Annotated in this window: 12 protein-coding genes; 7 read left to right on the top strand and 5 right to left on the bottom strand. The window is 61.5% G+C overall.

The genetic code is table 11. The features are described from left to right. The first annotated feature begins 118 nt into the window (after positions 1-118). Complete coding sequence (ligD, locus tag AWB76_RS42930; RefSeq protein WP_374729947.1) at positions 119-838, top strand: non-homologous end-joining DNA ligase LigD; 720 nt, start codon at positions 119-121, stop codon at positions 836-838. Next, positions 835-1425, top strand: coding sequence for a non-homologous end-joining DNA ligase LigD (ligD, locus tag AWB76_RS42925; RefSeq protein ID WP_061162673.1), 591 nt, complete (start codon positions 835-837; stop codon positions 1423-1425). The genes ligD (AWB76_RS42930) and ligD (AWB76_RS42925) overlap by 4 nt, the downstream gene beginning before the upstream one ends. Before the next feature lie 49 nt (positions 1426-1474). Here the strand turns inward: ligD (AWB76_RS42925) and AWB76_RS24235 are convergent, their stop codons facing one another. The 3 genes from AWB76_RS24235 to AWB76_RS24225 all read right to left on the bottom strand — a co-directional run bounded on the left by AWB76_RS24235 (position 1475) and on the right by AWB76_RS24225 (position 3194). Further along, positions 1475-1696 (bottom strand): hypothetical protein, encoded by a 222-nt coding sequence (locus AWB76_RS24235; protein ID WP_061152680.1) that lies wholly within the window; start codon positions 1694-1696, stop codon positions 1475-1477. A 118-nt stretch (positions 1697-1814) separates the two neighbouring features. Beyond that, positions 1815-2786, bottom strand: coding sequence for an SOS response-associated peptidase family protein (locus tag AWB76_RS24230; protein WP_061162672.1), 972 nt, complete (start codon positions 2784-2786; stop codon positions 1815-1817). Between the two features lie 54 nt (positions 2787-2840). Further along, entirely contained in the window at positions 2841-3194 is a 354-nt protein-coding gene (locus AWB76_RS24225; protein ID WP_061162671.1) for a hypothetical protein, read from the bottom strand. 503 nt (positions 3195-3697) lie between these two features. Between AWB76_RS24225 and imuA the strand changes: the two genes are divergently transcribed. From imuA to AWB76_RS24210, 3 genes are read left to right on the top strand one after another with little or no spacing between them, the layout of a single operon-like run. Then, on the top strand, positions 3698-4420 hold the full coding sequence (gene imuA / locus AWB76_RS24220; RefSeq protein WP_061162670.1) for a translesion DNA synthesis-associated protein ImuA: 723 nt from the start codon (positions 3698-3700) through the stop codon (positions 4418-4420). Continuing rightward, positions 4344-5807 (top strand): Y-family DNA polymerase, encoded by a 1464-nt coding sequence (locus AWB76_RS24215; RefSeq protein ID WP_208606603.1) that lies wholly within the window; start codon positions 4344-4346, stop codon positions 5805-5807. The genes imuA and AWB76_RS24215 overlap by 77 nt, the downstream gene beginning before the upstream one ends. Before the next feature lie 12 nt (positions 5808-5819). Continuing rightward, positions 5820-9029, top strand: a complete 3210-nt coding sequence (locus AWB76_RS24210) for an error-prone DNA polymerase (protein WP_061162669.1) — start codon at positions 5820-5822, stop codon at positions 9027-9029. A 262-nt stretch (positions 9030-9291) separates the two neighbouring features. Here AWB76_RS24210 and AWB76_RS24205 read toward each other — a convergent pair whose 3' ends face one another. Both AWB76_RS24205 and AWB76_RS24200 read right to left on the bottom strand, forming a co-directional pair. Further along, positions 9292-10185, bottom strand: a complete 894-nt coding sequence (locus AWB76_RS24205; RefSeq protein ID WP_061162668.1) for a LysR family transcriptional regulator — start codon at positions 10183-10185, stop codon at positions 9292-9294. 16 nt (positions 10186-10201) lie between these two features. Beyond that, positions 10202-11095: a LysR family transcriptional regulator gene (locus tag AWB76_RS24200; protein ID WP_061162667.1), complete on the bottom strand. Its 894-nt coding sequence runs from the start codon at positions 11093-11095 to the stop codon at positions 10202-10204. A 250-nt stretch (positions 11096-11345) separates the two neighbouring features. Here AWB76_RS24200 and AWB76_RS24195 point away from each other — a divergent pair, with 250 nt between their 5' ends. Both AWB76_RS24195 and AWB76_RS24190 read left to right on the top strand, forming a co-directional pair. Beyond that, positions 11346-12110 carry an SDR family NAD(P)-dependent oxidoreductase gene (locus tag AWB76_RS24195; RefSeq protein ID WP_061162666.1) on the top strand — a complete coding sequence of 255 codons (765 nt, stop codon included), beginning with the start codon at positions 11346-11348 and terminating at the stop codon, positions 12108-12110. An 89-nt stretch (positions 12111-12199) separates the two neighbouring features. Continuing rightward, entirely contained in the window at positions 12200-13249 is a 1050-nt protein-coding gene (locus AWB76_RS24190) for an NAD(P)-dependent alcohol dehydrogenase (protein ID WP_061162665.1), read from the top strand. Positions 13250-13299: the final 50 nt, after the last annotated feature.

Here is a 13299-nt window from a genome sequence, read left to right as displayed (position 1 = left end):
GGAGTCACAAAAAAGATGTAAATAGAAAATAAACAGCGCCACGCATCGTACCCGGTCGCTAATTACATTTGCTTGGAAACGCCCGCAAAAGCTCAAATGCAGCCTCAGGCAAGAGTTCGTGATCGGCGGCTTCTCGCGTGTAAAAGGCGCCAAGACGGGCGTGCGTTCGTTGTTGCTGGGCGTGTACGAGCAAGACGGCACGTTGAGATACGCAGGCCATGTTGCGCCTCATTTGACGCCCTCACGCGGTGCCGCATTCAGCAAGCGCGCCCAAACCTTATTTCAGGCTCAGCCCGTCTTCTACAACGCACCCCAACCCGAGCGCGATCGCGAGTTTCATTGGCTCGCGCCCGACATCGTGGCGGAGGTGTCGTTCCTGGAGTGGACGCCCAATGGCGAAATCCGGCATCCCGTATTCCACGCCCTGCGCGAAGACAAGCCTGCACGGGCGGTCACGGAAGAAAAGGTCGTTGACGACCCACAAGTAGGGCAGGCCGGCTCGACCCGCGAACGCCCCGGTCCTCGCGGAACAGTCTTCGTGGGGGACATCAGGATCAGCAACCCGCAGCGCGTGATGGATCAGGCCTCAGGCCGAAGCAAGCTCGACATCGTGCGGTACTACGACGCGATCGCGGAGTGGGCGCTGCCCTATCTGAATGCCCGGCCCCTTGCACTCGTGCGCGCGCCCGACGGTATCGCGGGCGAACTGTTCTTCCAAAAGCACTCCGAGCGCGCGCGGATTCCCGGCGTGGAAGAGTTGCCCGCGAGCCTGTACCAGGGACACAAGCCACTACTGGTTGCAATACGGCAGACGCATTGGTCGGGCTCGCTCAGATGAGCGTCGTCGAAATCCACTCCTGGAATGGCGTCGCGCCCGATCTGGAACACCCCGATCGCGTCATCTTTGACCTCGATCCCGATCCCGCTTTGCCCTGGTCAGCCATGTTGGAAGCCGCATCGCTCGTCAAAGTCGTGCTGGATGAGCTCGGCCTGCGCTCGTTTGCGAAAACGAGCGGCGGCAAGGGATTTCACATCGTCGTGCCACTCATGCGCCGACAGGGGTGGGAAGAAGTGAAGCTTTTCTCCCAAGCGGTCGCCCAGCACATGACGCGCGTCGTGCCGCAGCGATTCTCGGCCGTGCTGGGCCCAAAAAATCGAGTCGGCAAAATCTTCATCGACTATCTACGCAATGGTCGAAGTGCCAGTACGGTGGCGGCCTTTTCGGTGCGCGCTCGCCCAGGTATGGCGGTATCGATGCCGATATCGTGGGATGAGTTGAAGGGCGTAAAAAGCGGCGACCAGTGGACCATGACACAGGCCGTCCAGCGACAGCGCACGCTCACAGCGGACCCGTGGGAAGGCTACTGGCGCACACGGCAAGGCATCACGGCCGCGATGCGCCGCGCGGTCGGCATGAAGCGCTAGACGAGCAGCACCTCATGCCGATCGAACCGATTACCAGACCTTAGCCATTTTACCCACGCGCCTCGGTGCCCTTCAGTTCACCGTGTTTGTGCGAATGGGTCGCCGCATATTTAAGTTCGAAATGGGCGCCCTTGCCGCTTCTTGTCGGAGGAAAATGTTCGCCCTCGACACACGTGACTTCGAACGTATCTTTGCCATCGTCATGAACGACGGAATAGATGCCGGACACCTTGACGATCTCACCGGGCTTATACGAGTTGTCGCCTGCCATCGTTGCACCTCCTCAGTTAGAAAATAAAAACAGCTCAGCAAGGTGCGTTCCGAATCGTTTCCGGCGAGCGGCTCCCTCTGCACGCGATCACCCGGGCATATCTGCGACTAGCACCCATTCACGCGGCAAGCCGATGCTCGTAGTAAGGCCGGTCTCGATCCTCGAGAATTGCATCGAGTGCGGCAAGGTCGGACGCCTGCGGATTCAACCAGGCGTCGACGTTCTCTCGCTTGATTGGGACGATGCATCGGTCGTGTCCTGCTGCTTCCACCTCGGCCGGCGGCTCGTCCGTGATGGCGGCAAACGATAGGAGATCCGGTTGACCGGGGGCGGTCCACTTAGACCAGAGACACGCCACCATCAGCAGCTGACCGTTGTTGGGTCGAAACTCCAGGACGACGTTTTCGCCAGGCGCCTGCAGTCCGTCATGCGTCTCGAACAGCGTGTTTTCGCACTTTGCCCTCGCGACGTTCTCATAGAAGACGTCAACCAGCATGAGGCCATGCGTGTAGCCGAAGCACGGCTTCCAGAATTTCTCCAGACTATCGCGACGAGCATTATATGTTCCGGGGTACTTAACATCATAGTTTTCCGGCTTCCCCGCGATGCGACACTGGTAACGCATTGGCTTGATGACATACTGGCCGTCTTCGACCACGAGCACGGGCGCGTAGTAGCCGGGAAAGATGCGTGAGTCCCGCGGCTCTTGTTCAGTGCGACCGAAGTCGGTCAGGCGCCGTAACGCCGCATCGATCTTGTCCGTCGCGATGCGCTTGCTTTCGGTCGCCGCTTTGGTCGTCTTCGTCTGCAGCGTGCGCTCAGCATCGGCCAGTCGCGTGCGTTGCTTGAAAAGCTCCTGCTCGACCTTGGTCGCCTCTTCCGCGGTGTACCGATCAATGAAGGTCTTGATCTGCCGTTCGTCATCGGTCTGAGGCTCACGGAAGGCGTCTTCCATCGCCTTCGGGATTTTTGCCTTGCTGCCCTCGGCGCGCTCCCAAAACAATCGCGCGAACTCGCGAATATCGATCTGTGCGCCGAACATCTTCACGTAGCGGCGATAGTCGGCCTGGATCTGCGCGGAGTAACACATGCGTTGGGTTCCCCTTCGTTTCATGACGGCGGCACAGGCATAAGGCGCAGGACGTCAGAGCGCTTCTTTGCACAGCGCCAGCATCTTCTTGATGACGGTGCACGAATAGTTCAGTTGCATGTCGCCCGTAAAAAGCGCCTGGACATTCGACTGGCGCACCGCGATGCCGGCGCCCTTCAGGTCGCGTTGGGCGATCTTGAGCGCTAGCTGGCCGAGGCGCACGCGCTCGAGCCAGTCCATCCACAGGCGATTGCGTCGCAGCCAGATGCGGCAGCTTTCCACGAGATTATCGACGCGCCATTCGCATGTCAGCGAATGGGAAGCCGCCACGGTCGCGACCAGGAAGCACAGCAGTTCCGCGCGTGCGTCCGATGCATTCGACACTTCGTTGATATCAGATCCGGTCATACGTCGTTTTGTTTCGCCCTTTGCTCTGTTTCGTAACGCGTTGCGCAGTGCTCGGCACCCACCGGCACTTGGCAGCCAACGGTAGGGAACGGGTCGCGACTTCGAGCGTACGCCCGATACGATCCATCATTCAAACGCAACTACCTATCTTGCTCGCAAAGCTTCATAGACTGGCCCGCACGAGCAGTGCCGCGAGAGCTCGGCTAGCAATACCGCTTTCAGCGGTGGCCTCCGCGCAAAATCTCGCCGCCGTAGCGCTCACGCCTACACCACAGCACTTGCGGACGCAGACGCCGGAATCAACATGTTCTTCGCATTCGGCCCGCGGGGTGAGTGGGCCGCCCACGGATTTGTTACCGATCCGCCCTGCTTGTGCGTCTATTTTCTCAAGGCATCGCCGGCAGCATCATCGGCCGCCCCGCCCACGGCGCCGAAAAAGGGCGCGATACCGCGATGCGAATTTCAAGGTAAAGTACTGTACATACATACAGTACTTATGCAAAATGGCCGCCCTGCCCAAACATGTCGAAGCCATTCATCCGGGGTTGTGGCTCGGTTCGCAGTTGGCCCGTGCCTCCGGGAAGACCGTCGACACCGGTTACGCGGCGTTGTCAGCGGAACTGCCCGGCGGTGGCTGGCCGCTCGGCGCGCTCGTGGAACTGCTGGTTCAGCAGCCGGGCATTGGCGAAATGCGTCTGATGCGTCCGGCGCTTGCCCGCGTGGCGCAAGACGCTCGGCGGCCCGTCGTGCTGCTGCAGGCGCCGCATGTCCCGAATGCGCTGGCGTTCTCGTACCTGGGCGTACCGCTGGACAAGCTGATGTGGCTGCGCGCCTCGAAAACGGCGGACGCCTTGTGGTCCGCGGAGCGCGTGCTGCAGGCCGGAAGTTGCGGCGCCCTGCTCTTTTGGCAACAGCACATCCGCTCCGAGGCATTGCGACGCTTGCATCTGGCCGCTCAGGCGACCGAGACGTTGCTGATTCTGCTGCGGCCGCTTGCCAGCGCCCAGGATGCGTCGCCGGCGACCCTACGGCTTGGCGTGAGACCGGCAGAGGGCGGGATCGCGGTCGACGTGATTAAACGACGCGGCCCCAACCGCACGGAGCCATTGACCGTCACCCTACAACCGTCGCCGATCTTGCTGAGTCCCTATGGCCGTGTTCGTCGCCATTCACTTGCCCCGGCTTTCGCTGGAGATGTTCAGACCGAGGTGGTCACCTCCTTTTGAGCACGGGTGCGTGGTACTCGAGCGCGATAAAGTCATCGTGCTCGATGCGGCGGCGGCAGACGCGGGCGTGCGAGTGGGGATGAAACGCGGCGGGGTCACGACGCTCGCGCCGCAGGCGCTGATGTTCGACCGGAGCGCCGCACGCGAACACGAGATGCAGCGCGAGGTGGCGATCGCGCTGCTGCGTTTCTCGCCACAGGTGGCGGTGTGCGAAGAAGAAACCATCGTTGTGGACGTCACCGCGAGCTTGCGACTCTTCGGCGGCATCCTGCGCGTGTGCAGGACCATCAAGGACGTCGTCAAGATCATTGGCGTTACCGCGCGCATGAGCGTCGCGCCCACCGGCCGCGGTGCGTGGCTGCTCGCCAAGGCCGGCCGCCGGCGGGTGCTCAAGATGCGTTCGCTCGAACGTCACCTGGGCGCCTTGCCCTTCATGGCCGTGCCGGAGCTGCGCCCGTTCGCCGACTGGTTTAACGGACTGGGCTGCCGCGTCCTGAGTGATATCCAACGCCTGCCCCGTGCAGGTTTAAAGAAGAGATGTGGCGTGGACCTACTCGATTCCCTGGACCGGGCCTATGGCCTGGCGCCTGAACTGCACGAATGGCTCGAACTGCCGCCGACCTTCAGCGCACGCGTTGAGCTGCCTGATCGCGTCGAGCACGCCGAAGCCATCCTCTTTTCCGCGCGACGACTCGTCGTGCAGCTCTGCGGGTGGCTCACCGCCCAGCAACTCGCGCTCACGCACGCGACGATCACGCTCGAACATGAACGCGGACGCCAGGCCATCGAACCGACGCTGATTGAGATCGCGCTCGCTGAGCCCACCTGGCACGAAGAGCACCTGGTGCGTCTCTTGAAGGAGCGACTCGGGCGCACGGAACTCGAAGCCGCGGTCATCGCCGTGCGGCTAACGGCCTCAGAAGTGCGAGCGGCCGAGCCGCCGAGCGATTCGCTATTTCCCGAGCCCGGTGGCTCAGCGCAAGACCATAACCGGCTGCTGGAGCTGCTGGCGGCACGCCTGGGCGCCGAAAATGTTCTGCGGCCCGCGCCCGCGCCCGATCATCGCCCGGAACACGCCAATCAGTGGGTGCCCGTGCAAAGCAACCCGAAGACGCCCCCCGCGCCTGATGATCTGCCGCGACCGACGTGGCTCTTGCAGGCGCCCTTGCGGTTGATGGTCAAGAATCATCGTCCGTTCTACGGATCGCCGCTCAAACTCGTTTCGACCGGCGAACGGATTGAGGCCGGATGGCATGACGGCGCGCTGGTGACGCGCGATTATTTTGTCGCGGAAGCCGATGACAAAAGCTGCTACTGGATCTATCGCGAACGGCCGAGCGTCAAGACCGAGGAAACGCGCTGGTTTCTCCACGGACTGTTCGGTTAAGCAGGTGTTGCCGTGGACTTTCTCTCATCGGCCCTGCCTGACTACGCGGAGCTTTTCGCGTTCACCAACTTCTCTTTCCTGCACGGCGCGTCGCACGGCGAAGAGCTGGTGCTGCGTGCGTCGCAACTCGGTTACGCGGGACTGGCCATCACCGACGAGTGTTCGGTCGCGGGCGTCGTGCGCGCGCATGTCCAGGCCAAGGAAGAGAAGCTGCCGCTCATCATCGGTTCGTACTTTCGTCTGGTCCATGCGTGTCATGGTGCGGATAGCGGTCCCAAAAACCGCCCCGCTGCTGGTACTGCATCTGGCCCCACTCTTGGCCCCGCGTTTGGCCTGATCTTGCTCGCCCAAAACCGTGACGGTTACGGCAACCTGTGCGAACTCATTACGCTTGCGCGCATGTGGGCGGCCAAGGGCAGCTACCTGCTGACACCCGACGATCTCGCACGGCCCGAACCGAAGTACGCGCATCTGGAGGGCGTTCAAAACTGCCTCGCGATCCTGGTGTCGGACTTTCCGGCGAATGAAGAGACGCTGACTGCGCAGGTCGACTGGCTGCGCCAGACCTTTCCGGCGCGTGCGTGGGTCGGGGTCACGCTGCATCAGCGCGCGATGGACGACATCCATCGAGGCATCGTTGAACAGGTCGCATTGCGGACCGGCATCCCGGTCGTGGCGACCGGCAACGTCGTCATGCATGTGCGCTCGCGTAAGCCCCTGCAAGACACCATGACGGCGATTCGCGTCGGCAAGCCCGTGGCCGAATGCGGCTATGAGCTTGCGCCCAATGCCGAGCAGCATCTGCGTTCTCGCTTACGGCTCGCTAACCTGTATCCGCCGCATGCGATTGCCGAGACGTTAAGGGTGCTGGCGCGCTGCACCTTTTCGCTTGATGAACTGCGCTACGAGTATCCCGACAAACTGGTCCCCGACGGCTACACGCACGAAGCCTATCTCCGACAAGAGGCTTATATCGGTGCACACCGGCGCTTCCCTGCTGGCGTGCCACACAACGTGCAGCAACAAATCGAGCATGAGCTGCAGCTCATTCGCGAGCTGCGTTACGAAGCGTACTTCCTCACCGTCTATGACATCGTGCGCTTCGCGCGTAGTCAGCACATCCTCTGTCAGGGCCGCGGATCGGCGGCGAACAGCGCGGTGTGTTATTGCTTGGGCGTAACAGAAGTCGATCCATCGCGCGGCAACATGCTGTTCGAGCGCTTCATCAGCAAGGAGCGCGGTGAGCCGCCCGACATCGATGTCGACTTCGAACATCAACGGCGCGAAGAGGTCATCCAGTACATTTACTGGAAGTACGGGCGTGACCGCGCGGCTATCGCCGCGGCGGTCTCGACCTACCGTCCGCGGGGCGCACTTCGGGAAACCGGCAAGGCGCTCGGCATCGATCCGCAGATCATCGACAAGGTCGCGAAGAGCCATCAGTGGTTCGATCACTCGCAGGATCTGCTGCGTCGCTTCGAAGAATCGGGGCTCGATCCTGCCAATCCGCTGATTGCCATGTGGGCGAACTTGGCGGCGCAGATCCTCAACTTTCCGCGGCATCTGTCGCAGCACTCCGGGGGCTTTGTCATCAGTCGTGGCAAGCTCACGCGACTCGTGCCGGTCGAGAACGCGGCAATGCCGGACCGCAGCGCCATCCAGTGGGATAAGGACGACCTCGAAGCGCTTGGTTTGCTGAAAATCGACGTGCTCGCGCTCGGCATGCTGTCGGCGATTCGACGCACGCTCGATATCGTCTCTGAGCAACGCGGCGAGCGTTTCGAAATGCAGGACATCCCGGCGGAGGATGCGGCCACCTACGAGATGATCTCCCGCGCCGACACGGTCGGTGTCTTTCAGATCGAGTCGCGCGCCCAGATGAGCATGCTGCCGCGCATGCAGCCCAGAGAGTTTTACGATCTCGTGATCGAGGTCGCGATCGTGCGGCCGGGGCCGATTCAGGGCGGCGCCGTCCACCCCTATCTGCGGCGGCGTCAGAAACTGGAACCGGTTACGTATCCCAGCAAGGAACTGGAAATCGCGCTGGGCCGCACGCTCGGCGTGCCGATCTTCCAGGAGCAGGTAATGCAGGTGGCGATCCTGGCCGCAGGCTTCACACCGGGCGAAGCCGATCAGCTACGGCGCGCGATGGCGGCATGGAAGCGCAAGGGCGGGCTGCAGCAATACTACGATCGCATCGTCAACGGCATGCAGGCGCGCGGTTACGACAAGGCCTTCGCGGAAGCCATCTTCGAGCAGATCAAGGGATTCGGTGAGTATGGCTTTCCGGAGAGTCATGCGGCGAGCTTTGCGCTCCTCGTCTATGCGAGCAGCTGGCTCAAGTGCCATGAGCCCGCCGCGTTTCTGGCCGCCATGCTCAACTCTCAGCCGATGGGCTTTTACTCGCCCTCTCAACTCGTGCAGGACGCGCGGCGTCACGGCGTCGAAATGGCGCCGATCGACGTGACCGTGAGCGGATGGGATTCTGTGCTCGAGAAGCGATCCGGCCACGACCAGCCGCTCGTCAGACTCGGCCTTTCGTTGCTCAAGGGCATGCGCGAGGGCGCCGCCGAGCGGATCGAAACGGCACGCGCCGTGAAGCCGTTCGCAAGCGTGAGCGATTTAGCACGCCGCGCGCAGCTCGATCACCGCGACCTGCAGGTGCTCGCGGCAGCGAACGCGCTTCGGTCACTTGCAGGAAACCGTCGTGAAGCGTTGTGGCAGTCTGCGGCCGCGGTGCCCGACCGCGACATCCTGGCCGACACGCGAATCGACGATGAAACGCCGACGCTCGGTGCCCCGTCGGAAGCGCAGGAGATCGTGAGCGACTACAACACGGCGGGACTGACACTCGGACGCCATCCGCTGTCGCTCTTGCGGCCGGCGCTGCTTGAACAACGGCTCATGCCGGCTTCGACCTTGCGAACATATCGAAACGGCCGTCTTGCACGGGGCTGTGGGCTTGTGACCGTACGGCAGCGGCCCGGCACCGCGAAAGGCGTCATGTTCGTCACGCTCGAGGATGAGACGGGCAACGTCAACGTCATCGTATGGCCGTCGTTGCTCGAGAAGCAACGACGGGAAGCGTTGGGCGCGGCCTTGCTCGCGGTGTACGGCACATGGCAATGCGAAGGGGAAGTCCGTCACCTGGTGGCCCAACGACTCGTCGATATGTCGCATCTGCTTGGTGGGTTGACAACGGTTAGCAAGGACTTCTGCTAAAGGGTAACAGTGTCGACTTCGACGACCGGCAAATAGCGACCAAAACGGAGCTTACGCGCTCGAACGTGCGTCAGCATCCTGACTGACTACGGACATCGGCGGACCGGAGTCATGGAGTGGCGCTTTGCTATCGCCCAACTCCCACGCTCGGCCCGAAGCGGTCACAGAGTACCGCACGTCAACCGAGCCGCAGGCTGGCGGAGCTTGCTCCCACAACAGTTTCATCGCGTCCTCTCTGCAGTTCTTGCTGTATCCGTCCGACTTAGCGTCGATAGCGGAGCGCCTCAACGACGAGCGAAAGTGCCGGCGACGATTGACGCTGGCTGGCGAAGAACAAATGGAGGCCTGGGAAGGTCGGGCACCAGTCTTTAAGTACGGTTTGAAGCCGGCCGCTCCGGATGTGGGGCAGCGCAAGTTCTTCGGGCATATATGCGAGGCCGAATCCCGCCAGCGCGGCGTCAATAACCGGGTAGATGCTGTTGAAAGTCCACGGACCTTGAACCCGCACCTGCAGGTTTCGTTTGCCCTTCTTGAGTTCCCACGCGTACTCCCCGCCACGCACCGAGAAGCGCATGTTGATGCACTCGTGCGCGGTCAGGTCCGACGGGGTCCTCGGCAGCGGACGCCCTTTCAGGTAGGAAGGCGCACCGACAATCACCATGCGAATGTCCGGCGAGATACGAACCGCCGTCATGCCCTTGGATATCTGATCGCCGAAACGAACGCCCGCATCAAAGCGATCAGCCACAATGTCGGTGAGTCCGGGCTCAATCGCAACCTCGATCTTGAGTTTGGGATACTTCGGTTGAAGCTTGGACAGCTTAGGCCAAAGAATCGTGTTTGCAGCGAAATCAGGGGTTGTGATGCGTACAGTTCCAGCGGGTTTGTCGCGTAGCTCTTCGAACGACGCCAGCTCCTCTGCGATCGCCTCAAATCGAGGGACTACTCTCTGAATCAAGCGTTCTCCTGCCTCCGTCGGCGCTACACTCCGGGTGGTGCGTGTTAATAGACGCAGCCCTAGCCGCGCCTCCAGGGCTCGAATGGTATGGCTAAGCGCTGATTGAGATACGCCGAGTTGAGCGGCTGCGCGGGTAAAGCTACGTTCCCGGGCGACTTGGAGAAAAGCCTGTATGTCGCTGATTTTGTCACCAGACATGCAAGGGACTCCGCCGTTATGGTCGATAGCGCAACGCTTCGACCAACAAAGTCATCGCGCGTGAAGGCTGGCGCCGGTTCGGATAATAAAGATGGAATCCGGGCCACACCGGGCACCAATCCTCCAGTACGGAGATAAGCTGCCCATCCGAGACGCGGGGCCGGACCATGTCTTCTGGCAAATAGGCTAACCCGAAGCCCCCCTTGGCCGCCTCGAAGATGTCATAGGCGTTGTTGAAGGTGACCGTTCCCTCCACCCGGGCATTCAGCCTGCGCTTTCCCTTTGAGAACTCCCATTCGTAGAGGCCGCCATACGTGGACGTTCGCAAATTAATGCAGACGTGTTCTGTGAGGTCGCCGGGTGTCCTGGGTCGCGACCGCCCTGCGAAGTACGACTTCGATCCCACGACCGTGTTGCGAACGTCCGGGCCGATCTGCACTGAAATCATGTCCTGAGCCAGTTCCTGGCCGAACCGGACACCGGCGTCGTAGCCGCGCTCGACAATATCGACGCGCTCATATTCGTTGGTCAACTCGACCTTGATCTTGGGGAACCTGGGAAGGAACGTCGCTAGTTTGGGCCAAAGCGTGCTCCTGATGGCGTAATCGATGGCGCTGATCCGGATCGTTCCCATGGGCTCGTCCCGAAGTTCAGCAAGCGCTTGAATCTCGGACTCAATCCCGTCGAACTCGGGAGCCAGACGACTCAGCAGACGTTGGCCTGCCTCGGTCGGCGAGACGCCGCGCGTGCTCCTGACGAGCAGGCTGACGCCCAGCCTTTCTTCCAACGCCCGGACCGTGAAGCTCAAGGCGGGTTGTGTCACCCGAAGCCGGGCCGCCGCGCGCGTGAAGCTGCGTGCGCGGGCAACGGCGATGAAGGCCAGAAGATCGCTGAAACTGTCGCGCGGCATTGATGAGACCGATTTATGGGGCTTCCCATATTGTACGGTCGGCAGCGCATCCTGCCGCATTCATGAACACATTTTATGGTGCCATGCCAATTCTGCCGCCTACCGCACGTTCGCACGGCCATCTAAAGTGCCTGACATGCCAAGTCGGCAAATCGTCTGCCCGTACAACCAATAGGCGAGGCTCGGAAAAGAAAGCCTGGCCGTGGGCCATCGGTATCCAGACCATTCCTCTTACTACGGAAATGACATCATGAAAATCTCCTTCGAGAACCAGGTCGCACTCGTGACCGGCGCCGCGTCGGGCATTGGCCTCGCGACCGCCAAGGCATTCGCGCAGTCAGGCGCTGCTGTCGCTTTGGCGGATGTGAACAAGGACGGTGCGCGGGCAGCCGCAGATGAGATCGTAGCGGCCGGATACAAGGCCATTGGTATCGGTTGCAACGTGGCAGAACTCGAGCAGGTCGAGGCGATGGTCAAGGAAACGGTTTCCGCGTTCGGTCGCCTTGATGTGGCCTTCAACAACGCCGGTATCCAGAATGCCCTCGCGGAAACCGCTGACGCCACACCCGAGGACTTTGACCGCGTGAACTCGGTCAACCTGCGCGGTACCTGGGCCTGTATGAAGTACGAGCTGACACACATGCGTCAGCAGGGCAGCGGCGCCATTGTCAACTGCTCTTCGCTTGGCGGCCTGGTGGGTGGTGCTGAGCGAGGCACGTATCACGCGGCCAAGCATGGCGTTCTCGGCCTGACCAAGAGTGCGGCACTGGAATACGCCACGCGGGGCATCCGCGTCAACGCTGTGTGCCCTGGCCTGATCTGGACCCCGATGGCGCAACAAATGGCTGACTCTGGCCAGAAGGAAGCACTGGACGCAATGGTAGAAGGCATCCCAATGCGCCGACATGGCCGCCCGGATGAGATCGCCGACGCAGTGCTGTGGCTGTGCAGCTCGGCGGCAAGCTACGTGACGGGGCAGTCGATTTCGGTGGATGGCGGATTCATCATGCGCTAAAGGCGCGCGGCGCGACGGTCCAGACCGCGATCCTCTCCTCCCTCCGACACGACTTCGTCCGAGTAAACAATCGCTCTCAAGGATTCAACGTGACTGTAAAAGCATATGGCGCCTATGCCGGCGACAAACCTCTCGAATCGATGGACATCGTCCGTCGCATAGCGGGCCCGCACGATGTGAAGATCGACATCGCCTATTGTGGCGTTTGCCATTCGGACATTCATCAGGTACGCGCCGAGTGGGCCGGCACGCTGTTTCCTTGTGTGCCAGGACATGAAATCGTCGGCCGGGTGTCGGCGGTCGGCGAACATGTTTCCGGCTTCAAGGAAGGTGATCTGGTCGGGGTCGGTTGCATGGTGGACAGCTGCCAGCACTGCGCGGATTGCAATGAAGGGCTGGAAAATTATTGCGACCACATGGTCCCCACTTATAACGGACCGACGGCCGACGCTCCCGGCCATACGCTGGGCGGCTATTCGCAACAGATTGTGGTGCATGAACGCTACGTTCTGCGGATCCGGCACAACGCAGCGCAACTCGCCGCGGTCGCGCCGCTGCTATGCGCGGGTATAACGACCTGGTCCCCGTTGCGCCATTGGAAAGTCGGACCGGGGCACAAGGTCGGCATCGTCGGTATCGGCGGGCTCGGCCATATGGGCATTAAACTGGCCAATGCAATGGGCGCGCATGTGGTGGCATTCACCACTTCGGAGTCGAAGCGGGACGCAGCGAGAGCGCTCGGCGCGCATGAGGCGGTGGTGTCGCGCAACGCCGATGAATTGGCCGCGCATGCAGCGAGCCTCGACTTCATCCTTAACACGGTTGCAGCGCCGCATGATCTTGATGCGTTTCTTGCGCTTTTGAAGCGCGACGGCAGCATGACGTTGGTGGGTGCGCCAGCTTCACCGCACCCGTCCCCGCAGGTCTTCAACCTGATTATGAAACGGCGAAGCCTCGCCGGTTCAATGATCGGCGGCATCCCTGAGACGCAGGAGATGCTCGATTTCTGCGCCGAGCACGGCATCGTCTCGGACATCGAGATGATCCGCGCGGACGAGATCAACGACGCCTACGAGCGCATGCTAAAAGGCGATGTGAAGTATCGCTTCGTCATTGATAGCGCGTCGCTGGCCGACTGAGGCATCGATGCTCGCAGCGGTCGGGCCGATGTTCGGTCCATCCGGAACGG

This window comes from Caballeronia temeraria (assembly GCF_001544795.2).
GTDB classification, from domain to species: Bacteria; Pseudomonadota; Gammaproteobacteria; order Burkholderiales; family Burkholderiaceae; genus Caballeronia; species Caballeronia temeraria.
This window is presented reverse-complemented; position numbering and strand designations above follow the sequence as displayed.

What these genes read in the sequence shown, in the direction of transcription:
- ligD (WP_061162673.1), top strand. Translation starts at nt 835, where the DNA reads ATGAGCGTCGTCGAAATCCACTCCTGGAATGGCGTCGCGCCCGATCTG.
- AWB76_RS24235 (WP_061152680.1), bottom strand. Translation starts at nt 1,696, where the DNA reads ATGGCAGGCGACAACTCGTATAAGCCCGGTGAGATCGTCAAGGTGTCC.
- AWB76_RS24230 (WP_061162672.1), bottom strand. Translation starts at nt 2,786, where the DNA reads ATGTGTTACTCCGCGCAGATCCAGGCCGACTATCGCCGCTACGTGAAG.
- AWB76_RS24225 (WP_061162671.1), bottom strand. Translation starts at nt 3,194, where the DNA reads ATGACCGGATCTGATATCAACGAAGTGTCGAATGCATCGGACGCACGC.
- imuA (WP_061162670.1), top strand. Translation starts at nt 3,698, where the DNA reads ATGGCCGCCCTGCCCAAACATGTCGAAGCCATTCATCCGGGGTTGTGG.
- AWB76_RS24215 (WP_208606603.1), top strand. Translation starts at nt 4,344, where the DNA reads ATGGCCGTGTTCGTCGCCATTCACTTGCCCCGGCTTTCGCTGGAGATG.
- AWB76_RS24205 (WP_061162668.1), bottom strand. Translation starts at nt 10,185, where the DNA reads ATGTCTGGTGACAAAATCAGCGACATACAGGCTTTTCTCCAAGTCGCC.
- AWB76_RS24200 (WP_061162667.1), bottom strand. Translation starts at nt 11,095, where the DNA reads ATGCCGCGCGACAGTTTCAGCGATCTTCTGGCCTTCATCGCCGTTGCC.
- AWB76_RS24195 (WP_061162666.1), top strand. Translation starts at nt 11,346, where the DNA reads ATGAAAATCTCCTTCGAGAACCAGGTCGCACTCGTGACCGGCGCCGCG.